Annotated in this window: 17 protein-coding genes; 8 read left to right on the forward strand and 9 right to left on the reverse strand. The window is 58.8% G+C overall.

Annotation, left to right across the window (positions count from 1 at the left end):
• Positions 1-8: 8 nt before the first annotated feature.
• Complete coding sequence (locus VKS22_15985) at positions 9-1,757, reverse strand: NAD(P)/FAD-dependent oxidoreductase (GenBank protein HLW72112.1); 1,749 nt, start codon at positions 1,755-1,757, stop codon at positions 9-11.
• Positions 1,758-2,357: 600 nt separating this feature from the next.
• Between VKS22_15985 and VKS22_15990 the strand changes: the two genes are divergently transcribed.
• The gene (locus VKS22_15990; protein ID HLW72113.1) at positions 2,358-3,089 is read left to right on the forward strand and encodes a cupin domain-containing protein; all 732 of its coding nucleotides are present in this window, start codon (positions 2,358-2,360) and stop codon (positions 3,087-3,089) included.
• Positions 3,090-3,219: 130 nt separating this feature from the next.
• Here the strand turns inward: VKS22_15990 and VKS22_15995 are convergent, their stop codons facing one another.
• The 3 genes from VKS22_15995 to VKS22_16005 form a co-directional block, all read right to left on the reverse strand.
• A complete protein-coding gene (locus VKS22_15995) occupies positions 3,220-4,443 on the reverse strand; it encodes a CoA transferase (protein ID HLW72114.1) in 1,224 nt (407 codons plus the stop codon).
• A 12-nt stretch (positions 4,444-4,455) separates the two neighbouring features.
• The gene (locus VKS22_16000; protein HLW72115.1) at positions 4,456-5,691 is read right to left on the reverse strand and encodes a CoA transferase; all 1,236 of its coding nucleotides are present in this window, start codon (positions 5,689-5,691) and stop codon (positions 4,456-4,458) included.
• A 211-nt stretch (positions 5,692-5,902) separates the two neighbouring features.
• Positions 5,903-7,873: an alpha/beta hydrolase domain-containing protein gene (locus tag VKS22_16005; protein ID HLW72116.1), complete on the reverse strand. Its 1,971-nt coding sequence runs from the start codon at positions 7,871-7,873 to the stop codon at positions 5,903-5,905.
• Between the two features lie 273 nt (positions 7,874-8,146).
• Between VKS22_16005 and VKS22_16010 the strand changes: the two genes are divergently transcribed.
• The 3 genes from VKS22_16010 to VKS22_16020 all read left to right on the forward strand — a co-directional run bounded on the left by VKS22_16010 (position 8,147) and on the right by VKS22_16020 (position 11,644).
• A complete protein-coding gene (locus VKS22_16010) occupies positions 8,147-8,701 on the forward strand; it encodes a carboxymuconolactone decarboxylase family protein (GenBank protein ID HLW72117.1) in 555 nt (184 codons plus the stop codon).
• Between the two features lie 174 nt (positions 8,702-8,875).
• Positions 8,876-9,682, forward strand: coding sequence for an amidohydrolase family protein (locus VKS22_16015; protein HLW72118.1), 807 nt, complete (start codon positions 8,876-8,878; stop codon positions 9,680-9,682).
• 192 nt (positions 9,683-9,874) lie between these two features.
• Entirely contained in the window at positions 9,875-11,644 is a 1,770-nt protein-coding gene (locus tag VKS22_16020; GenBank protein HLW72119.1) for a thiamine pyrophosphate-binding protein, read from the forward strand.
• Positions 11,645-11,861: 217 nt separating this feature from the next.
• Here VKS22_16020 and VKS22_16025 read toward each other — a convergent pair whose 3' ends face one another.
• The 3 genes from VKS22_16025 to VKS22_16035 all read right to left on the reverse strand — a co-directional run bounded on the left by VKS22_16025 (position 11,862) and on the right by VKS22_16035 (position 15,677).
• Positions 11,862-12,923, reverse strand: a complete 1,062-nt coding sequence (locus VKS22_16025) for an LLM class flavin-dependent oxidoreductase (protein ID HLW72120.1) — start codon at positions 12,921-12,923, stop codon at positions 11,862-11,864.
• A gap of 16 nt (positions 12,924-12,939) precedes the next feature.
• Positions 12,940-13,797 carry an amidohydrolase family protein gene (locus VKS22_16030; protein ID HLW72121.1) on the reverse strand — a complete coding sequence of 286 codons (858 nt, stop codon included), beginning with the start codon at positions 13,795-13,797 and terminating at the stop codon, positions 12,940-12,942.
• A gap of 194 nt (positions 13,798-13,991) precedes the next feature.
• Positions 13,992-15,677, reverse strand: a complete 1,686-nt coding sequence (locus tag VKS22_16035) for an AIPR family protein (GenBank protein ID HLW72122.1) — start codon at positions 15,675-15,677, stop codon at positions 13,992-13,994.
• A gap of 363 nt (positions 15,678-16,040) precedes the next feature.
• On the opposite strand from VKS22_16035, the gene VKS22_16040 reads away from it, so the two are divergent.
• Entirely contained in the window at positions 16,041-17,132 is a 1,092-nt protein-coding gene (locus VKS22_16040; protein HLW72123.1) for a hypothetical protein, read from the forward strand.
• Positions 17,133-17,392: 260 nt separating this feature from the next.
• The gene (locus VKS22_16045; protein ID HLW72124.1) at positions 17,393-18,349 is read left to right on the forward strand and encodes an aldo/keto reductase; all 957 of its coding nucleotides are present in this window, start codon (positions 17,393-17,395) and stop codon (positions 18,347-18,349) included.
• 12 nt (positions 18,350-18,361) lie between these two features.
• On the opposite strand, the gene VKS22_16050 is transcribed toward VKS22_16045, so the two are convergent.
• Positions 18,362-19,252 carry a VOC family protein gene (locus tag VKS22_16050; GenBank protein HLW72125.1) on the reverse strand — a complete coding sequence of 297 codons (891 nt, stop codon included), beginning with the start codon at positions 19,250-19,252 and terminating at the stop codon, positions 18,362-18,364.
• A 218-nt stretch (positions 19,253-19,470) separates the two neighbouring features.
• Between VKS22_16050 and VKS22_16055 the strand changes: the two genes are divergently transcribed.
• Together VKS22_16055 and VKS22_16060 are read left to right on the forward strand one after the other, a co-directional pair.
• Complete coding sequence (locus tag VKS22_16055; protein ID HLW72126.1) at positions 19,471-20,910, forward strand: amidase; 1,440 nt, start codon at positions 19,471-19,473, stop codon at positions 20,908-20,910.
• A gap of 56 nt (positions 20,911-20,966) precedes the next feature.
• Positions 20,967-21,839 (forward strand): TIGR03620 family F420-dependent LLM class oxidoreductase, encoded by an 873-nt coding sequence (locus VKS22_16060; protein ID HLW72127.1) that lies wholly within the window; start codon positions 20,967-20,969, stop codon positions 21,837-21,839.
• Positions 21,840-22,046: 207 nt separating this feature from the next.
• Here the strand turns inward: VKS22_16060 and VKS22_16065 are convergent, their stop codons facing one another.
• Complete coding sequence (locus VKS22_16065; protein HLW72128.1) at positions 22,047-23,183, reverse strand: amidohydrolase family protein; 1,137 nt, start codon at positions 23,181-23,183, stop codon at positions 22,047-22,049.
• Positions 23,184-23,251: the final 68 nt, after the last annotated feature.

Raw genomic sequence — 23,251 nt, forward strand, 5'->3', positions numbered from 1 at the left:
CTGCGTACTCATTCGGTCGCCCGCGAAACAGTCGGATCTCCGTCTTCGAACAAATAGGGCACTAGCGTCGACTGCGCCGGGATGCGGTGCTTGTGCCACCTGCCGCCGCCGTAATAGGCGAGGCTCCCCGGCGCCGCGTTACCTTCACCATTATAGTAGGAGATGCAATCGCGCAGCGGCGCCGTCGCGATGTCGACGACGCGGCAATGCTCCGCATACGCATCTTCCAGCTCCTTGCGGACATCGACGATCCTCGCGCCGCGCTCCCGCATGGTCCGCAGCATCCACACGACATAGTCACTGTGCGCGTCGATCGCGTCGGTGAAGTTGAAGCTGCCGCCGCCGCCCTGCGGACCGGTGACGATGAACAGGTTGGGGAAACCGTGGCTGTGCAGGCCGAGGAACGTCTTGGTCCCCTCGCTCTCCCACTTCTCCTTCAAGGTGCGGCCGCCGCGCCCGGTAACCATGTTGAAGGTCGAGGTGCCCATCCACTGGAAGCCGGTGGCGTAGATCAGCACGTCGAGCGGATATTCGACCCCCTCCTGGACGATGCCGCGCTCGTTGATCTCGCCGACGCCGCGCGGCGCGGTATCGACCAGATGGACATGCGGCAGGTTGAACGCCGGCAGGTATTCGTCGTGGAAGGTCGGCCGCTTGCAGCCATACGGATAATACGGCTTCAGTGCCGCCGCGGTCTTCGGGTCCTTGACGATCGCGTCCACGCGCGCCCGAATCTGCTCCATGATGCGGAAATTGGAATCGAGCTGCTTCTGGGTCAGCTCCTCCGGGCTCAGCTCACGCTCGTGTTTCCTGGGCTTCCTGTCCGGGACCTTACCCGCCAGATAGTCGTCGTTGGCCTGGATGGCGGTGCGGCCGGCCGAGATCTTCGCGAAGCGCGCGCGCCTCGCCCGGGCCCATCCAGGCTCGTTGGCCCAAGTCGCCCGCTCCTCGTCGGTCGTCGCGCGCTGGTCGCGCACGTCGATCGAGGACGGCGTGCGCTGGAACACGTAGAGCTGTCCAACAATCTTCGCGAGCTCCGGCACCGCTTGCACCGCGGTCGCGCCGGTGCCGATGATGCCGACCCTCTTGGCGCGCAGGTCGATGTTGTAGTTCCAGCGCGAGGTATGGAAGGACTCGCCCTGGAACTTCTCCATGCCGGCGATGCGCGCCAGCTTCGGCGTCGTCAGGATGCCGTTGGCCAGGATCACGAAGCGCGCACGCATCGTGTCGCCGCGATCGGTCTCGACGATCCAGCGGCCGCAGGCCTCGTCCCAGGTCGTCCCTTCGACCGTCGTGTGGAACAGGCAGTGGTCGTAGAACCCGAACTTTTGGGCCAGGTTCTGGCAGTATTCGAGAATCTCGAAGCCCGAGGCGAACTTCATCGACGGGACGTAACCCATCTCCTCGAGCAACGGCAGGTAGCTGTAGGATTCGACGTCGCAGGCGATGCCGGGATAGCGATTCCAGTACCAGGTGCCGCCGACGTCGCCGCCCTTCTCGCAGAAACGGACGTCGGTGAAGCCGGCTTGGCTCAGCCTGTGCCACAGCAACAGTCCGCCGAAGCCGGCGCCGACCACCAGGATCTCGCACTCGTCGGTCAGCGCTTCACGCGGGATCGGTGGCTCCGAATAGACGTCGTCCAGATATTTCTTAAACTCGCCTTCCATCGCCATGTAGTCGGCGGCACCGCGGCGGGCTTCCTTAAACGCGCGGTACTTGGCCTGCTCTTCTGCATCGAAGATCGCGCCGGCCGGCAATTCCGGCAGCTCCTTCAGCTTCTGATCGGTGAGGACGGAATAGCCCTTGCCGACAATCTTTTCGGACGCCTTGGCCGCTCGCGTGTTAAAGACTTTCAAGCCTGTCTCAGGGTCGATAAGAACTGGCGCGTTCATTTGAGTTCCTTGTGAGTTCCTTTTGGGTGAGAGGGTTCTTTAGCGAAGACCATGCCTTTACGGCAGCCCCTTAATGAGCGACGTACTGTGCTTGGGCAACCCTCGCGCTACGAACAGTTTCGGAAAACGCTAAGTATCAACTCAGTATGCTAATCTATATATTGCCTATCATGAACACGTAGCTCAATGGCTGTGCGACAAGACGGGTCTGCTTGCAGCCGCGCTTCGACTAGCTGAATTGAATGGTGGGCCAGTCCGATGCCAACCGCTCTCCGTCAATCGGCGCCATGAATGATGGTTGACGCTATACAGACGCTTGACGCTATACAGTGGTTGATGCTTGGCGGCTGACACGGCGCGTGAATCGCCACTTCCTAAAGCGACTTTGAGCCGAGTTTAATACAGCGCAACTGGAACTCGCCGTTAGCTGCGATCCGAGCCCCCTTCAAGTTGAGAGATTGAAACATGGCAGACGCATCTGCGCTAACCCGCATCCTGGTCGCTCTGGCGCATAGCAGTGATCTAAAAAGTCAGCGCGTAAAAAAAGATGATCTTCCTCCCGATGTGGTCGCCGCCGTCACGAGATGGACCGCGATAGGCAACGCAAAGATGGGGAAGCCCGCAGCGGCACTCGATGCCATCGCCGATTCGGCGTTGCGGTCCAAATATTCCGATGACGAGCGAGAGTTTTACACGCTCGAATATTCTCGTGCCGCCGGTAGCGTAATAAAGGGTTGGCTGATCGTTCAGGGCGGCGTCGTGGTAGGCGACGTGTCGGACGAACCGAATTCGGGCTCACCGAGCAAGGATTTTTTGACAGCACGATTGCCCGTAAAACCGAGTGCGATCGCGCCCGACGGCACGGATGTTCGCATGCTCCTCCAGTTGAACAGTGGTAGCTTGGCGCATTTCGAGCTGGCACCCGGCAAGATCTCACATGCCGTCACCCACCGTACCATCGAGGAAATCTGGTACTTCCTCGGGGGACAGGGCGAGATGTGGCGCAAACAAGGGGATCGAGAACAGATCGTGCCGATCGAAGCGGGTGTATGCACAACGATTCCATCCGGCACAAAGTTCCAGTTTAGATCGTATGGATATGCGCCGCTGGTCGTCGTGGTTATCACAATACCGCCATGGCCCGGCGGAGACGAAGCCTACGAGGTCGACGGAAAATGGAAGCCGACCGTGGGTTAACGAGTTCGCCGCCGAATCATCTGCCCTGAACGTTCTTACCGTAAGCGTCGATGCGATCGGCGCATGGCGGCCACTGCATCCTGCCGAACACCCGGGCAAGGGTCGCAAGCCTGCGGAAATGATCAATGGGCTAGCTCAGAATTCCCGCTTCGCGCAGTTCAGTGATTTTTTCTGCCGAGTAGCCGAGCAGCCGGCCCAGCACCGCTTCGGTATCCGCACCGCGCAGCGGCGCCGGGCTACGCACCCCCCGCGGATGCTGCCTCACGGTCCAGGGCATGCCGATGTGCGTTCTCCGGCCAACCTCCGGATGCTCCAGCTCAACCAGGCATCCTCTTTTCCGCAGATGGCCGTCGTTTGCAAGGTCCTTGTTACTCATCGAGGGAAATGCGGCCACGCCGGCGCGCTGTAATGCCTTGGTGACCTCCCAGCGATCGCGGGAGCTCGTCCAGGCACTGATTATCTCATCCAGTGCCAACTCATTTGCTTTACGTGCCGCCGCTGTATTGAAGCGCGGATCGCGCGCCAGCTCCGGCTGTCCCATCGTCGAGCACAGCGAGCGCCATTCGCTTTCGCTGCCGACTACTATACTCACCCATTTGTCCGCGTCGCCTACTGCCTTATAGGTATTGTGCGGCGCCATCAGGCGATCATGGTTACCCATCCGGGTCGGCTCGGCGCCCGTCATAGAGTACTGCATCAGGCCCTCGCCTATCAAAGCGGTCGCGGTTTCGAGTTGCGACTGATCGATGAAGCGACCCTTGCCGGTCTTTTTTCGATTTATCAGCGCAGCCATCACCGCGATCGCAGCGAACACGCCGGCGTTGGGATCCATGTAAGAGATACCCAGTTCCATCGGCGGACCGCCTTCGTATCCCATCGTGGCGAAAAAGCCGGACAGCGCTGCTGCAGGCGGTCCATAACCGAGATAGTTCTTGTATGGTCCATCCTGACCGTAGCCTGACATCGAGATCATGATCAGGTCAGGCCGATATTGGCGCAGCTTTTCGTAACCTAAGCCCATCCGTTGCGAGACGCCACCAGCGAAATTTTCGACCACGACGTCGCATTGCGGCGCCAGATCGTAAATTACTTGCAGCCCTTCAGGTGCAGCAAGATTGAGCGTGACGCTACGTTTGCCCTGGTTGTATTGGTTAAAATATCCGGAACGATTCGGTCCCGGCACGTCGTCCGCGAACGGCGGTATCGTCCGGGTGACGCAGGGCCGTTTCTCACTTTCGATCCGCAGCACTTCCGCACCCATATGCGCCATTTGCAGCGTCGCAAAAGGTCCCGCCCAAGCCCATGTGAAATCAAGCACTCGCACTCCCGCGAGGGGTAGCCTAGTGTTTCCCATCTGCATCACCCTTCAGATGATTCCTGCATCATACAAAGCCGCGAATTTCGCGGGACTCATCCCCAGTTCGTCCACAAGAATTTCTTCGTTGTGTTGTCCGAGCCGCGGCGCCAACGAACGAATCGACCATTCACCACCCCATCTGGCTGGTGCGCCCGGAAGCCGCAGCTTACCAACTCCGGGATAGTCAAGCGTTACGAAGTAGTCGCGGAAGTTGAGTTGCGCGTCCGCGTAAACATCTTTCATCTGATTGACGCTGGCGAACGGTACCCGTTTGCCCTGGCCCGCATGAAACAGCTCTTGCGTTTTCCAGCTCGACGCCCACTCCTTGATAAAGAGATTAAGCGCGTCGCTGTTCGCCCCGCGCGTGAGGCGATCTTTGAACAGCTCCTCATGCGCCCACCCCGGATCGCCCATCACTTCCACCATGCGCTGCCACTGCGCTTCTTCGGCACAGGCCACGAAGATAACCCCGTCGCTGCAATCAGCCAGGAGCCACGGTCCCAAGATGCGGCGCCCCAGTCGCGAGGTCTCGCGTCCCGCATATGTGTAATGCATGAAATTCAGTTCGAGCATCGCGGCAATACATTCCTGCTGGGAAATCTCGATCGTGAGGGGTTCCCCACCGCCGAGCCGGCCCCAATAGGCCGCCAATGCGGCATAGCAGGCATGCAAGCCGCCTTGGTACTCCGGCTGATCGCCAAACGCCTTGAGGGGTGGTAACTCCGGGCTCTGCGAGGCCCCGGGAGCGAGAAAGGCCATCCCGCCCGCGTTTTCAAGGTTGAGCGAGTAGGCTTTCCAGTTACTATATGGACCACTGTCGCCGAAGGGCGATATTCCAGCGATGATTAATTCGGGAAACTGCTTGGCCAGCTGGTCACTCTCGAGGCCACGGACAGTGCGTTCGCACGGCGGCACGTTATGCACCAGGATATCGGCGTTGCGCAGCAGCCGTCCGAGGATCTCGCGGCCTTCGGGCCGATCAAGCGCCAGCGTAACCCCGCGCTTGTTGTTGTTGAGGTAGAGGAACAGTCCGCTCTTCTCGGGATTTTCCTCGTCGTTCGGAAATGGTCCCCGCCGCCGCGAGCGATCGCCGCCGGGCGCTTCGATCTTGATCACATTTGCTCCAAGATCAGCCATCATTTTTGCGGCAAATGCTGCCGCTATGCCTTCGCCGCATTCGACCACGTTTATCCCAGCGAGGATTCCGTCTTCCGATCTGCTCGAACTCTCATCGCCCGAGGTCATCTCGTCCTCCGTCGTACAGCGGGCCAGCCACGACCCTTAAAGCGCGCAGACTTTAGCACGTTCCGAAGCAAACTCCCGAGCCGACAGGTTCTTGGGTCCAGCCACCCACCTACGATACCACGCTAGTTGCCCCACGAGTTTGTCGCGCTGTTCGGGGGTGAAACGCGCCGTCGGCCGGGTGATTAATCACGGGAGACTCAGGTCTTCGCACTCACTGTGGTAAGCTCAGGTCTCGCATTTCGGCAGCCTCCACATATGCGGCGGCATCCTCGGGCAGTAGGAGCCTAGCCGCGACCAAGCGTTGCGCTGCCGCGCGAACCTCCTCGGCGTAGCGACCGTGCGTGACGTACCGTTCTTCAAGCGACAAGCGCGGATCACCAGCCGCGATCCGCTCCGCTTTGCTTCGCGCGAACGGAATGAAAGAGCCCATCGCCGAACATTCGTCTCTGGGTGCGCTCGCCAGCAGGTTCCAGCCGGTATACGTTCCGACCGGTGCTGCGATATCCGGGAGTCGAATACCGGCCAGATCGATGCCGTCCGCATCCACTTTTGGCACCAAGGTCGAGTAAGCGCGACCGCGTGAGACCGGCGGCAGCGTACTGATAATTCCGCGGTCGAACTGAGGTCCGTAATCATAGAGCTCGCGGAAACTCGCCACGCCGGTGTAAGTCACTCCCGGAATTTCCGGAAAGCCTACAGCGGCTTGCGACGATGGCGCCGTCAGAGTGCCATCGTGCAATCGCGGCACCCTGCTCGGCGGCGGCTCCTTGCCCGACACAACCCATTCGGTCAAAGCGGCCAGTAGCGCGCGCAGCGCGGGACCCGGGCTAATCGGATTCTGCAACTGCCGGCAGATACCACGTCCCGAAGCCACGCCATGCGCGATACTCGAAAGCAGGTAGAAGCGCACGTTGACTGGATCAACCAGATCTTGTGTTCCGTCGGGTGTGGTAATGGCGAGAGAAGCGCTTTTGAACCAGTAACTATTGGAATCGTTCACTTCCATGATCTTGGGGTACGAACCGGAAGCCTCGCACCGTGCGAGCACGCTATCAGTCTTGCCCGTGAGCGGGTCGGTAAGGCTGGTGTAGGCGAACGGAAAGACCTGTTCCGGATAAACGTGGCTCCAGCGCTGGAACGCGGTGCGGTTGGGTTGCGCAAACCGATGATTGAAAAATCCTCCACCAGCCCCATTGATATACGGCATCATGCCGTCGAAAACCTGCCGCCCCTGCTCATCCTGGTTGAACCCGAGATACAGGAAAGGTCGATGGAACCGCCCGGACTGTGATAGGCCTGTCGCGACAGACCAGTTGACTGAGTTCACCAGCGGGTTGGGCGTCCCATTCGCATCAGCCGTCGAATGGCGCAGAAACGCGACGAAATCGCGCACCGCCGCGAACCCGATTCCGATGACTTTCGGATCCGTTGCAGGGTAGACGAACTGATAGATCACGCCACGCTCGAAGGCTTTCTTGCGTGCCGGAGTCAGCTGGATTGTTGCCGCATCGAGGTATTCCCAATCATCCGCCGGTACAATGATCGGCGGCTCATCGCGGTACTTGCGCACGGTCAGTGTTGCCCTGGATTGATCGAGGCTGGCCGCCGGGTAGGTCAGCGGCCAGCTGAACATCTCCGCCTCAGACGATATGTTTTGCGGCGTATCAACCATGATCTCTTCCAGCGCGGGGCCGATGATCGGTTTCCCATCGACTGATGCGACCGGAACCGTGATGGTCAGGCGATCGTTGCCCGATGGTGCGGTAGCGTCCCAGCCGGTCCAGACGATCGCATAGCCCTGACGCATCAGGTATCCGGTGCCAGCGTCGCCAGGGCCGCTGGGATCATTTATCGGCATAAACTCAGGCGGCGCCTTGAACGGAAAATTCAAGGGAAGGTACGTCATTTTGTTGCCGCGATTAGTCACATCGAACAGCAACACTTTATTGCCGCGCGTCAAATCCACCGGCTTCAAAATATAGAAGTCAACTGCATATTCGACCTTGCCGTCGATATTGCGCGGTGCTAATCCGATATCTGCGATAACGGAGTTGCACTGGCTTGCAGGATCAAGCTCGCCGAACGCGCGTCCTGTCAGTTTTTCGTAGCATCCGACTTGCCCGAACGATGCTCCGCCGAATACTGGGGAGCGCTCGGCATCGAACGAAATTTTTGTGATCATCAGCCCGTTCCCATGCTTGCGGCATTGCGCTTGCGAAGCGTCCTAATCTAACATTCTGCGTCACCTTTGGGTCAGGATCGCGCGCTAACTGAGGGTTTGCAAATGACCTGATTTCGGTAGGACTCTGAGGCGAGGTTCAAAAGCGGATTTAACGACCGTAAAAATGATCGGGCGTCCGGGATTTATGGTATCGCTTGCATGACCGGCTGCGGAGCATAAGGTCCGCACAAACTCCGACTGTGCCCGCAAGCTAGTCCGAAGGAGGCTAACTTAATGATCGAGAGAAAACAGCGCGTACCTTTTCGCGATTTCTCAACGCTGGGCGCAGACGACCGGAAGATGGGGGAGCGCACCCAGGTTAACGGCAAGGTTGTCAACATCTTCCGCGTGCTGATGCAGCATCCCAAGCTAGTCAGGGCGTGGGGAAAATTCGCGAGCTACATACTTTCCGACCAGCAGACCTTGGCGCCCCGCGAGCGGGAGATTTTGATCCTGCGCATCGGATGGCTCAACCAGGCGCCCTACGAATTCGAACAGCACGTTCGTATCGGAAAGGCTGCTGGCCTCACCGATGATGAAATCGATCGGATCGGCAAAGGGCCGGGGGCAGGATGGAATAAACACGACGCGGCGCTGATTCAGGTTGCCGACGATCTGTTCAGGAACTCCGTCGTCTCCGACGAAACCTGGCAGACGCTGTCCGTCCGCTACAACACCGAGCAGATGATGGACGCGGTGTTTACCGTCGGCCAGTACAACCTGGTCTCGTGGGCGCTGAACAGCTTCGGCGTCCCGCTGGACGATTACCTGCCGGGCTCGAAGAAATGATGATTGGAGACAGCGGCAAAGGGTTACGAGGGATTCGAGTTGCGATAACGTGCCAAACGGGCCGAGCAAATTAGAGGACGGCCATCACCGATGGTCGTCCTCTTCCTTTTGGCCGCAGCTCTTGCAGCGATGCGCTCGATCGCAGTACGAAAAGGCGAGGAGGCGGAGCAAATAATGGAGATAGTCGACGCACAGATCCACGCCACTCATAGAGGGCTCGAGCAGTCAATCGCGATCATGGATGCGATGGGCGTGAGTGCTGCCGTGCTCGACGATTGGCCGCCGACGCGGCAGAAGCTGCCGAGCGGCATCAGTCGCTTTGAATATCCCTTCGCCGAAGACGCAGTCATCCGCTTCCCGGCGCGCTTCGCCTACGTCGTTCGCTTCGACCCCAACGATCCTGACATCGACGATCTGGTCGGACAAGTGCGCAAAGCACCGGGCCGGATCTGTGTGCGCATCGCCTCAGGCCACGATTTCAAAGTCTTGCGCGAAGGCGGGCACGAACGCATCCTGGCGGCGGCCGGCAAACATCGCGTGCCGGTGATGATCTATCCCGGCGGCGAGCATCAGTCACTCACCAACTACGTCCGCAAGTTCGACGACGTTCAGTTCATCATCGACCACGTTGGGATGGGCGTGGAGCGCGCCGCACTACCCGACCAATTGCTGACGACGATCGACCAGCTTTTGACCTACGCGACATATCCTAACGTCGCGATCAAATGGGGACATGCGCCGCGGCTGTCGCGAGAGCCCTTTCCCTATCGCGACCTGCTGACGCAACTACGAAGGGTTATCGAGGCCTTCGGCGTCAAGCGCCTGATGTGGGCGAGTGATTTCACGGTCACCACTGATCACCATACCTACGCGGAATCTCTCTTCTGCATACGCTGCGCCGATAACTTGTCCGAAAGCGACAAGGAATGGATTCTCGGCGGGACAGCCCGGGAAATATTAGCGTGGCCCAAAACAACTTGAGTCAGGATCCCCATTGTATTTGATAGTTTGCTGGGGCGGGCGCTTACGGGGTGGCACTGCGAAGAGCCCGGCTATATATGGTCTGGTCCCAATTGTTCTGGCCCGTTTGAAGGCTGGAAGGCCAGTCCGATTGCAAAGTTCCGCCCAATCGCTAAGGATTCCGCTCAGCGATTCTGATCTCGGAGAGAGCTTATGCCACGCATAAACGGTGGGGAGATGCTGGTTCGAGCACTCGAGCGTGAGGGCGTGCAACAGGTCTTCGCACTGCACGGTGGTCACCTGGACGCGATCTTCAAAGCCTGCCGCGAGCACGATCTGCGTGTGATCGATACGCGCCACGAGCAAGCCGCGGCGCACATGGCCGATGGATGGGCGCGTACGACCGGGTGTCCGGGGGTGGCTATGGTGACCGCCGGGCCCGGGGTTACGGATGCAGTTACCGGCGTTGCGAATGCATATCTCGACGCGATTCCGATGATCCTGATAGGCGGACGCAGTCCCTTGCTCGACGACGAAACCCTGCCGCTGCAGGGTGGTATCGATCAGGTTGCGTTGATGAAGCCCATCACGAAGTGGGCGCGCTCCGTTACTCACACCGAGCGAATCCCGGAATATGTCGCGATGGCATTTCGGCAGGCAGTATCGGGGCGGCCCGGACCCGTATTCCTCGAACTTCCGATTGATGTCCTGTTCGCACGCGTGGAGGAGGAGAAGGTCGCCTTCCCGGAAAACTATCGTCCCAAGTCACCGGCCGGCCCAAGCCGCGAGGCACTGGCGCAGGCGCTCCAATGGCTAAGCGAAGCTGAGCGGCCGGCGATTCTTGCAGGTGGCGGCGTCTGGTTCGCACAGGCCATCACCGAGTTGCGCGAGTTTGCCGAACTAACTCACACGCCGGTCCTGGCCAATGCGAAGGCGCGCGGCGTAATCTCCGAGGACCATCCCTTGTGCTTCGGCGCGTTCGGCGCGATTCATCCGGCGGCGCATGCTCGCCGCGGCAACCAAAGCGCCGATCTCGTTTTCCTGCTGGGCACGCGGATCGGGCTCGCCACCGGTGGACGGAACAGCCTGATCCCAACTGAGGCTCGCGTAATCCAGGTGGATATCGAGCCCGAGGAGATCGGACGCGGCCGCAGCATCGAGCTCGGGATAGTGGCCGACTGTGGCGAATTTCTCCGCCAGGCAAGCGCAGCATCCCGCAACATGAAATTCGGCGGCCACGAAGCGTGGATCGAGCAGCTCGCAACGATGCGCGCGGGTCAGCGCGGCAAATGGGATGAGGCGATGAAGAGCGAAAGCCCGATCCATCCCGCGCGTATGGCGCGAGAAGTCGTGCAGGCGCTCGACCCTGACGCAATCATCGCGGCCGATGGCGGCGAAACTGCCGCGTGGATCGCCAACGCGTTCAAAGCATGTCAGCCCGGCAGTTTCCTCAGCCACGGCTATCTGGGATGCCTTGGTATCGGCATACCGTTCGCGCTTTCGGCCAAAGTCGCCCATCCGCAAAGGCAGGTTGTCTGCGTTATCGGCGACGGTTCGGTCGGGCTCAACTTCGCGGAGTTCGACACCGCAGTAAGGCACAACCTCCCAATCACTGTAGTAGTCAATAACGATATGCAGTGGGGTATGTCGAAACACGGCCAGGTCCTTGCCTGGGGTGCGGGGAACACGATCGGGACTGAGTTGGGCATCGTCCATTACGAGCGCGCCGCACAAGGACTGGGCGCGCACGGCGAGTTTGTCGATCAAGCCGGCGGAATCGCTCCGGCACTCGAGCGTGCATTTAAAAGCGGTCGTCCCGCTTGCGTCAACATCATGACCGATCCCGACGTTATCGAACCAGGGACACTTGCAATGTACAGCGTCTTCAGTGGCGGAAAGGCTCCAAAGAGCGCAGGCCAATCCGAGGCAAAGTCGGACGAAACGATGCTGCCCTATTACGGCAAACGCAAAATCGATCGATAGTTCACGAACTCACCGTGATAGTTGGCGGCACCCTCGTCGCCGTATCTGCTTTAGCGCAGCACCGCATCGACGGTTCATGCGTAAGCGGACCAAAGGCCGGAGGGGCGATCTCAGGCATCTTCAAGTCGCTGGAAAATCGCGCCGCACGCGGAAAAAGTCCGCGGGCAATCTCGATAGACACCGTGATCCGCGTTGCTGAAACGCTCCAGTTTGACTGTCAGAGATGCGGCATCACCTTGGCGGCGAACATCTCCATACTGCGCATGACCTGCTGATGTGGAACCTGACCGCCGGGGTTGAACCAGCAGATCACGCGGCCCATGTTGAAATCCTGTTGGAAACGTTGCAGCCGCTCAACGACGGCTTCGGGTGTGTCGAATACCGCCATCACTTCGCAGACCTGCTCGTAAGTCATACGAGCGAGACGTTCCAGCGTTTCCTTGAGGGGCGCCGCGACGTCCGACCGCGGACTGCCGGGGCGCGGAGTGCCCGACCCGTACAGTGCCGTGACCGTACTCAGGAAGTGCTTGATACTCGGCTCGACCTCGCGCCGCACCTGCGCCGCGCTCTCGCCAACGTAAAGCGGCATAAGAACCGTCACGTCCTCGGCTGCATTATCGGGATGACCCGCCGCTTTCCGTGCTTCGCGGTAGATCGGCAGAAATCGCTTGATCCGGTGAAACGGATTTACCTGCGACGCGACGAAGATGGGCAGGCCCATTCGGCCGATGACCTCGAACGTATCCTGGCTGTTCACGGCCACCCGGATTGGCGGATGGGGTTGCTGCACCGGCTTGGGCACGACTGATATCCGCTCGATATCGAAGAAGCGGCCATGGTACGACACGCGATCGCTGGTCCACGCCTGCAGGATAACCTCCAGCCCCTCGACGAAACGCTCGCGGTTCTCGGAAAGCGGAACGCCGAAGGCCCTGAAATGGCTGGGAATCGCGCCCCTGCCGATTCCGAACTCGACACGGCCGTTGCTGATCACGTCAAGGGTCGCGACCTCTTCAGCAATTCGCAGCGGATGCGACAGTGGCAGCAGTACGATCGCGATGCCGAGACGGAGGGTGCGGGTCCGCTCGGCCAGCGCTGCGAGCATCAGCAAGGGTGAGGGCATAATCGAGAGGTTGGCGTTGAAGTGCTGCTCGACCGGCCATACGGAATCAAAACCTAGGGCCTCGGCATGGACGGCCTGATCGAGTGTGTCGCGGTAGCGCTGGACTGGAGATTGACCGGCACCGCACGGCAATTGATAGTGAAGCCCGAATTTCATGCGTCTCCTGCAATCCTCAGCAATGCGCCGGCCACAGGCTAAGGGCGGTTTCGCCGAACAGCCAACGTTGGTCCTCTTGCGGGAAGAAGGCTAGCTCTTCTCGCGCCAGCTCCACTTGCTCCTTGAAGCTGCGGTCGTGCGTGGCGGGAAAATTTGATCCCCACATGATGCGCTGGGCACCGAACCGTTCGAGCAGGCGGCTGAAGAATTCCTTCGGCGTACTGTGTCCTCGCCGTGCTGCATACAGCGTCTCGGTTGAGAACTTCAAGTACAGGTTGGGGAAGCGGGCCAGCTCGAAAAGGGGCTGAAGCGAATCATATGGCGGGCCGTCGCTCAGGCGCGGCAGTGCGAGATGGTCGAGCGCGACGCGGACATCCGGGAACAGTTCAAGCACCGTCGGAAGTCGCGTTACCTGATGGAACCGCGTCATGATGCAAATCGGGATCGCGAGAGAGGCCGCGCGCGTCCATAGGGGGAGCGTCCGAGCATCGTCCAGTAGCGGCTCGGGCTCTACGATCGTAAGGAGCCGCAGGCCGCTCACGCCGCGCTCGCGCACCCAATAGGTCAACTGCTCGGATGCGTCGGCCTGGCGCTGGTCCAGAATGCAGACGGATGCGAAACTGTCCGGGTATTGGCGCGCGCAGTCCGCCGCATAGCTGTTATCGCACCCATAGGCTCCGTAACCCTGTACCAGTATCGTGCGGTCGATGCCGGCCTCGCGGTTAAGCGCGAGCAACATCTCACCCGAGGTCTCGCGCACCCATTCCTGGGGGTCAGCTCTCCGCGGATATTTTTGCTGATCGCCCGAGATGACGTGTACATGAGTATCTATGATCATGCCGTTAAATCGCCCTCCTCCATGACCATGACTCATCCTTCTCCTGATCGTACTATCGGCGAACTTAGGGCACGAACGCTATGACCGCCTCATCCACGAGGCTAACCTTGGGTATCGCCGGAAGACGCGCTTCGTAACACCTGCCTGAGCCGCTACAGCGGGGAATGGGAGTTGTCAAGCTCCGCAGTTCTGGTGCAAACCACCTCCCTTCGAAGTTTCCTGGCGTAAGTCTAAACCGTAGCGCTTGTCTCTATTGTTACCTCGCCTGCCAGATCTTTGAGCTTCGACGCATTCTTGAACAAATTGCCCGCATAGGTCTCTGGAAAAAGCTTATTCGATGCCGTTATGGTTCTTTGGAGAATGGCTTGGGTTTGTGCTGGAATGCCCGCTTTTAAGTTTTCAAAGTCGCATTTTGGCGAATCCAGCGCCGCTAGCGATTGAAACACGATATAGAGAATGAAGCGGTTGCCATGAACCGCGATGTATCGATCCTTCCCAGTGAGGCTTTTTTGGCAAGCTTTCAACGTAATATCTACTAGACGCATTACCTCTACGGACCGCCATAGCTTATATGCCGATACCGACGGGTTAAACAGCGCTGTATATGGTGGTTTCGTCACATCGTCATAGAGCCGTCCTTGCGCGGCCTTTGCGAACACCACCAACGTTGCGTCCGGTTGTCGGCAAGCTAGTGCTACAGCTGCCTCATCGAGAGTACACCCTTCGTCGGGTTGCGGTTCATAATCTCCGGTCTTATACGAGTAATCCTTACTAAACTCCAAGAACAGTTCAGTATGTAAGCGCTCCTGCTCTGGATCGAGCGCTGCAAAATCTTTCTTTTCGATTCGGTTCTGCGTGTTAGCTGCCCGCGTAAGTTGTGAATCGAAATTCGGGGGACAGCCTTCAAGCGAGATCAACCGAACTAAAACGCGTGCATGATGAAAGCCGTTCTCGCCGCTGCTCGAAGCCGCGATTATGCTACCAACCGTCTGAGCGCCATTCACGACACTCGCACCCTCGCAATCGAATACACCACTTGTCCGATTGCTACCACCTAGAGGTTGCTTAGAGATTTTACGACAAAGTACGGTAATACCATTATTGAAAAACCAAAAGTGCTGCGGCGACTGACGCATCGTACTGATAATCGCGTCATTTACTTCTGTACTACCTTTGAATCCGCGAAGATTACCAGAGTAAAGCTTCTGACCGTATTTTTTCCATTTTATTATGTCCTCAAGCAGTACTTGTCCGTAGTATGCTCGGTATGGTTCTTCGAGAGTGCCCCACTCATGGAGCATTATATTAAGGTCTATGGACTCCCCTTGGGCAGCTTCCGCTACAATTGCGTGAAGATCAGCTTGGCGCAATACTTTGTAATTAATCAGATCGCTTACGTCATTGAGTTGTTTAAGCAAGTCGTCTAGCGGGGATTGCGCCTCTGGAGCAAGCGCTGGCTCTCCGGTATAGGCGACCACGAGTACAAATTTCGCAGTCGAATCACCAAGAGCATTGTCTATGTCCTGTTGCTTCTTTTGAAGCTTGTCAAAGCGGTCCATCGAAGCGCTTAGCAGATCGCGTACGCCTTGGATGAACTTGTGAACTTCGCCGACTTGGATGCTATTAGTCCCGCTCTTGCTCCATTTACTTTGAACCAGATAACAAACGTGTTCACTATTGTCGAAATAGAAACCGTCGATACCATTATCTTTGGAGCCATCCACAACCGACGCTGCCGCAATCTTGTCATCTACGCCAGCCAATTCCGCGATCGCGAACGCGGCCAAGCTCCGAGTAAGAAAAAAATTCTCGCGCTCATCGCTCGGACAATTAGGTCCCAGATCGGAGAGATCGATCAAAGACTCGAAGCGGACGTTCAAGGCAGCTTTGATATGGCCGATATGCAAAATGCTCATGCTAACGACACCCTAGCACAGCCCTCAAGTATGTTACTGCCCTAATTTGGAGCATCCCTCCTGGCGAGTTCTCCCAACTCTGTGACGCTTTCCGATGACTTGCGAAGCGGCAAGGCTGCCGTGCTAAATGGCTAGCCTCCGCCACGCAGCTATCAAGATTATCGGCGCGGCCGGTACCGATCGGCAGTGGCACGGCTGTCCATAAGTGCGCTCCGATTTACAGGAGCGACACAGAAAATGCGACTTTCAAACGGCTTGGCAATTGGATACGGTCGGGTGCATATTCTAGGCGTGGAAAGTGCGCAACGGTTCGGCCCGCTGCGTGAGAATATGCTGATGGTCAGCTTTGGAGGAGTGTGAGTTATGGCAAGCAAAGACTTCGAGGTGCAGCAGTTACTCAAGGCTTATCGCAAGGGGCTCATTTCAGACGAGTTCTTATCACAACAGATGGACGAGCTGTGCGCAGCCAAGAACGGGCAAGGCGCTGCGACCGTTCCCTCACAGCGACCGCCAGGGATTCGCGGCGTGACGGGAGACGCACGCCTTGACGCCCCGGGCGGCATGGCGGCGTTAATGCAGAAGGGCAAGACCTATGATCGGACCGCTGAAGACCTGGGCAATATTGTCGCGCTTGAACATGTCAATGTCACAGTCCCCGAGCAGGAGAAAGCCGCATTGTTCTACATTAACGGGCTGGGACTGACGCGCGACCCCTATATGATGACAGGTCCGGCCAACATGTGGGTCAACGTGGGCCGCCAGCAATTCCATCTTCCCACCAGCAAACCCCAAGTGTTGCGCGGCCATGTAGGGGTGGTGGTCTCGGACTACGAGGCCCTGCCGCAGCGCCTGGGCCGGGTACGCGAGGCACTTGCGGGTACCCGGTTCGAATTCCATGAGCGCGACGGTCACGTTGAGGCTCTCTGTCCATGGGGCAACCGCATCCGTTGCTATGCACCGAGTAGCCGCTTCGGCTCGATGGCGGTTGGGATCCCGTATGTGGAGTTCGATGTGCCGGCAGGAACCGCGGATGGAATCGCACGTTTTTATTCACAGATTCTGGGCGCGCAGGCAGCACCGCTGGAGGATGCGCGGGGCCGTTTTGCTTGCGTCACTGCCGGGACCGGGCAGAATTTGTTTTTCCGCGAAACCAGCCAGCCGACCCCGCGCTACGATCATCACCATATTCAGATCTACATCAATGATTTCTCGGGGCCCCATCGCCGGCTTGCCGCGAAGGATCTGATCATCCAGGAGAGCGATGAGCATCAGTATCGATTCCAGGACATCGTCGATCCTGAAGGCGGCAAAGTGCTGTTCACCATCGAGCACGAAGTTCGCAGCATGAAGCATCCGCTCTATCTGCGCCCCCTGGTAAATCGCAATCCGTCTCAAAGCATCATGGGTTATACACCGGGAGAAGACGCCCAGAACTGGGCAATGGCATCGAACTAAACGGAGTGGAGGGGCTAAGGTCAATCGCGCCGATCTCGAAAACCGTCATGAGGTTGCCGACTCGGTGTAACCGCCGAGTTGGCCTTTATCCTCGATTCGGCCCGGCTGCTGCCGCACACTAAGCAAGGGCACAACATCTCGGAAAAATGCCGGACGCAGGGGAGAAAGACCTCTGGCGAAGGCGGCGTAAGATTTGATCGCGCGACCTCCTGGAGGGCATAACTTCGTGATCAGAACGTCGCCGCTGGCGACATCATCCCATGGAAAAAAGAGCGTTTGGAAAGCTCGGGGAGATTAGCTGCCTGACACTTGGTGGCGGCGGCATCGGCCAGGTTTGGGGTCCAACCAGCCGCGACGAAGCGGTCGCTACTCTGCGCGAGGCCGTCGAAGCGGGCATCACCTTTCTCGATGTCGCGCCGGCTTACGGCCGTGGCGAAGCCGAACTCGTCGTCGGCGCGGCCTTCGATGGCCGGCTCCCCGACGGCGTGCGGATCTCGACCAAATGCATGCTCGGCAATCCGCCGCGCGAAGAGGTCGTATTGCGCCTCGAGCGAAGCCTCGACCGCAGTCTCGAGCGGACCAAGTTGAAGAAGTTCGATCTTTTCTTTTTGCATGGTCAGATTGTGCCGGACGCAATACCGGGTTCCGCGCAAGGCACGCCGCGCAGCCTCTTCGTCGAGGTGGTGCGACCGGCTCTTGAACAATTTGTTGCGCAGGGCCGCGTCAGCGCCTGGGGCGTTTCCGGCATCGGCGTGCCTACCGCTATCCTTGAGACGATTAACGAGAACCCGCCTCCGGGTGCCGTCCAGGTTGTCGCCAATCTTCTTGATTCTGTCGGTGGGATGAAACTTTTCGACGAGCCCGCGCGGCCGCGTGAGATCATCGCCGCCGCCGGTCGGCGAGGTATTGCCGTAATGGGCATCCGCGCCGTGCAGGCCGGCGCCCTCACGGACTCGTTAGATCGCGAATTGGCAGAAACTCATCCGGAAATGGTCGACTATCGGCGGGCCGCCCCTTTCCGCGCTTTAGCCAAAGAAGTCGGCGAATCAGCGGCGGCGCTCGCCCATCGCTACGCACTCTCCATCCCGGGCGTGGCGACGGTAGTTCTCGGAGTCAAGAATCGCGCTGAATTGCGCGAATGCCTTGCCGCTGCCGAGCGTGGCCCACTCGACCCCGAGCTCATCGCCCGCATTGATGCGGCTGTGGACAGAGTCTAATAGGGTTGATCGTCACCTCGGGTCGTTCGGAATCCTCTGCTCCGTAAATCCGATCACCATTCCGAACGCGTCCTCTCGATCGATCACCAGCGACTCTGCATCTTTGGCAAATCGCTGTCCCTTGGACCGCAGATGCTCCGCGGCACGCTTCAAGTCCTTGGCCCTGAACGTCACCGAGTAGATTCCCTCGCCCGCGCGTTCCATATCGATGGCTTCAGGACTCGTCGGCGACAGCGGCTGCGCGGCCTCGATAACGGTATCCTCGCCGACCGCGTAAAAGACGCTCCGTTTGCGCCCCGGTGTCTCCTCCTCATGGATTGGAGTCCCGCCTAGCGCGTCCTGGTAGATCTTGCGTGCGTCACCCGGATCCCGGAAAAGCATCGTGAGATGCGATGCGCGCTCGACCCCGAGCGGATGCTCGTCGCGCGCAAAAGCCGTCGACCATCCGGGCTGCAGTCGCGGGTCGATGAAGAATTTCGGCGCCACGGCGAACTCGAACGCTGCATGCGTATCTTGCGGATGCGTCCACACGGCGCCGTCGTTGCGCGCGGGCTCCTTGACCGCATTCCCTACCATGTCGAACAGCCGGATTTGGCGCTCAGTCAGCCTCGCACAGGTTTCCGCAAGGTCATCGACATACCACGCGATCGAGTGAAAATGTTGGCCGTAACGCGAATAGAACTTGCCCAAAGCTGATTTCTCCCAGCCCGGCGCTCGGCGAATCGGTTCCGCCGGCTCCAACACGAAATCGCCGATTAGGACCAACGACGCCTTGCGCATCGCGGCCTTCATCGAATTTCGGACGAACCGTCGCACCGCGAAGACCTCGTCGTACCAACCGTCAACCGTATCCAGGTCGGAGACTACGTGTAGCAGATGAAATTCCTTGCCAACCTTGAACATCGCTCTCCTCCTGCAATTGACTGAGCCCACGGCCGGGCGTTACGCGCCCTCTTTCTAGCACAAGAATGTGGAAGACGGTCCACCAAAGCGGTACCTCGCCGAGTGACCTGCGCCGATGATATAGGGTGCAATCAGCGGAATGTCGAACTGATTGTTGGCATTCCAATATTCGAAGGCTCAGCTGATGAACCAGCAGCGGGCACTCGAAGGAGGTTGTCGTGTCTGAGCTCGCCTATACCAGCGCAGTTGCGATCGCCAGGAAGATCCGTCGGCGCGAGATTTCCAGCAGAGAGACCGTCGATTATTTTCTGACGCGAGTCGCGGCGCTTGATAAGCCCATCAACAGCGTCGTGACGATCGACGCGGAGCGAGCTCGGACGGAGGCCGACCATGCTGACGCCGCCTTGGCGCGTGGGGAGGTCCGCGGGCCGCTCCATGGTGTGCCCATGACGGTCAAAGACTCTTTCCAAACCGCGGGAATGCGAACGACCTCAGGCGCCCCTGAGCTGGCCGGGTTCATCCCGGATCAAGACGCTTGGCCAGTTGCGCGCCTACGCGCAGCGGGAGCTATCGTCTTCGGCAAGACTAACCTTCCGATTTACGCCGGCGACCTGCAAAGCTACAACGAAGTTTTCGGCACAACGAACAATCCTTACGATCGGTCGCGCACTCCCGGGGGCTCGTCCGGCGGCTCGGCTGCGGCTTTGGCGTGCGGATTCACTCCGCTGGAACTTGGCAGCGATATCGGCGGTTCGATTCGCCTCCCATCGCATATGTCGGGAGTTCTCGGCCATAAGCCGAGTTACGGGATTGTGCCGGCGCACGGTCAGATCCCCGGGCCTCCGGGAACATTAACTCTCGCCGACCTTGCCGTCGCTGGACCCATGGCGCGCACCGTCGAAGATCTCAAGCTTGGCCTTGGCATCATGGCTGGTCCTAATCGCTGGGAAGTTCCGGCCTGGCGGCTGAAACTGCCGCCACCGCGTCATCGGACCCTCAAACAATACCGCGTTGCCGCCTGGCTTGATGATCCGGCTTGCAGAGTAGAGCCGGAGTTGCGTGAGCTGTTGGAAAGGGCAGCGCAAACGCTCGCCTCTGCGGGAGTATTGATTGATCACGAGGCGCGTCCGGTATTTTCCTTGGAGAAGGCAGCGGACACTTTCTTTGCTCTCTTGCAAGCCGCGATGGCGGGCGGAGTTTCGCTCGACCGACTTGAAGATTATGCCTCTACCGCCGGCCCAACGCCGGCCGCCCATACACGACGACTCCTGGCGATGCGCCATCGCCAATGGCTCAGTTACAATGAGCGACGGTTGCAGATGCGCAAACGCTGGGAGGAGTTCTTTTCGCGGTGGGACGCGGTTTTGCTACCGGTCATGCCCTGCCCAGCGATAGTACACGATCATTCTGAGCCTCAGGCCGGCAGGACAGCGACGGTGGGAGGCGAGCCGCGGTCGTATTGGAGTTTGATTACCTGGATGGCTCCCGCAGGCGCTTGCTATCTGCCGGCCACGGTAGTTCCAGTCGGTCTTTTGAGAAGCGGCCTCCCAGTCGGAATTCAGATTGTGGGCGCATTCCTGGAGGATCAGACGACACTCGACCTTGCCCAGCGCTTGCTCGCTCTGCTGGGTGGTTGTCCGCGACCGCCCAGCTTCTAATTGGAGAGATTGCCAAACCGCTCCATCCAACGAGCTCGCAACAGGAGATTCTCGCAATGAATATCGGAAAAGTCGGCGTGTGGGCGATGCTTGAGGCGATGGCGGCGCCCGAGACCCTCGATTTCGCAAAAACTCTGGAGCAGCAAGGTTATCGAGCGCTCTGGATTCCTGAAGGCCCGGGACGCGATCCTTTCTCGCATGCCGCCTACCTCCTGAGCCATACCTCGGACCTTGTAGTGGCGACCGGAATCGCCAATGTCTGGGCCCGCGACGCGATAGCGATGGCCTCAGCCGCAAGAACGGTCGCGGAAATCTCGCAAGGACGCTTCATCCTCGGAATCGGAGTCAGTCATAAACCGGTGCTGGCGGCCCGTGGTCAGCGCTACGACAAACCTTATAGCTACATGCAAGAGTATCTACCCAAACTGAAAAGCGCTCTGACAAAGGCGCCTTTGCCGAAGGAGCAGATACCCCTTCTCATCGCGGCGCTTCACCCCAAAATGCTCGATCTGGCCGCGACGCAGACTAACGGCACTCATCCTTACTTCGTACCACCGGAACATACTGCGAAGGTTCGAGCGCAAATCGGTCCCGACCCTTGGATATGTGTCGAGCAGGCGGTGATACTCGAGTCGGATACCGCCAAGGCTCGTGCCGCTGCGCGCCAACACATGAGCTTTTACGTCACTAATCTGCCCAATTATCGAAACAATCTGAAAGCCCTCGGTTGGCAGGATGCGGACTTCGAAAAAGGATGCAGTGATCAACTGGTAGATGCGATCGTCGCCTGGGGCTCGGAAGAGAAGATACGCGAACGGGTCGAGGCGCACTTCCGGGCGGGAGCCACTCACGTCTGTATTCAGGCGCTTCGCACGGATGGCAAACCACTACCGGATCTTCGTGCACTCGCGGCCCTCGCCCCCAAGTAATCATGATCAAACCCTATATCGTATGTCACATGATAATGTCATGGCCGTATAGCCGGCTCGCGATGGCAGTTGAGCGCGGAAGGCCGGGCCGAATATGAGACTGCAGGGGCAATCTATCAGGCGAATGCGTGGATGTGCGGTCGAATCACGATGGCCGCCCGTCACTCGCATAATTTATTCTAAGAGCGAGGTGTTTAAATTAATCAATCACGCGTTAAGAGCTATTCCATAAACCTTCGCGGCGTTGCGGCAAACGATCTTGTCCCTGACTTCTTCGGAAAGCCCGCTGAATTCGTTGTCAATTAATCTTCGTGAATTCGGCCAGGTCGAGTCGCTGTGCGGAAAATCCGACGCCCACATGTAGTTGTCTTCACCAAAAATCTTGCTCGTCATCGGACCAATCGGGTCGTCCTGAAACGTCACCATCACCTGGCGGCGAATATAGACGCTCGGCTTCATCGGCAACGGCTCGTCCGACATCGCGTTGAACTTGTCGTAAGCGTGATCGAGCCGGTAGAGATAGTGCGGGAACCAGCCGCTGTCATTTTCCGAGGAGATTAGCGTCAGGTGCGGAAAGCGCTCGAGCACGCCACCGAAGATGATATCAGTGAACGAGCGCTGGACTTCCTGGATCGCGTTTACGTAATTGCGCGTCATAAATGGCGGGCGCTTGTGGGTATTCGCCGGCTTGACTTTCTCGGCGACCCCGGAACCTTTGCCGGTGCCGAGATGAAGTGAAAGCGGTATGCGCGCTTCCTGCGCCATGGACCAGAGCGGATCATACTCCTCGGACCAGAAGGGCCGATCAGCGGGCGCTCCGCCCCAGATCTGTGCGCCCTTCAGCCCGATTTTTGCGCAGCGTTCCAGCTCCTTCACGCCCGCGTCCAGGTCCTCAAGTGAGATTAGCCCGATCGGGTAAAACCGCTGCGGATTATGGCGGCGGAATTCCGCTACCCAATCGTTGTAAGCCTTGAAGCAGGCGCGCTGCAGGTCCGCGTCCGGCAGCCGGAACAGCGGCATGCCGAAAGTGGTATAGAGCACCTCGGCGGCGACGCCGTCGACATCCTGATCTTTGACCCGCTCGATTGGATCCCAGCCGCTCGGCCGAGCCACCGCAAAGCTGCCTTTTTTGAAATAATTCTCGAGTTCCTTGCCGCTGCGGCCGGCAGCGAATCCCAGCGAGACCCGTGATGGTTGAATACCCGGCGCAACAAAATAGCTGCCTTTTTCGCTTTCCTCGACGTGAGGCGCTGAATCCTGGTATTTTTTATCCAGGCGTTCAAGCCAAAGGTTCGGCGGTTCGATCATATGCGAATCGGCCGAAATCACGGTGTAGTTTGGCATCTCAAAACCTCCTGATTGATTTTCTTACTTCCAGTGTGCCCGCTTCAACGTCGGGGCTGCCTGATCGA

The sequence above is a fragment of the Candidatus Binataceae bacterium genome (genome assembly GCA_035308025.1).
In the GTDB taxonomy this organism is placed as follows: domain Bacteria; phylum Desulfobacterota; class Binatia; order Binatales; family Binataceae; genus JAJPHI01.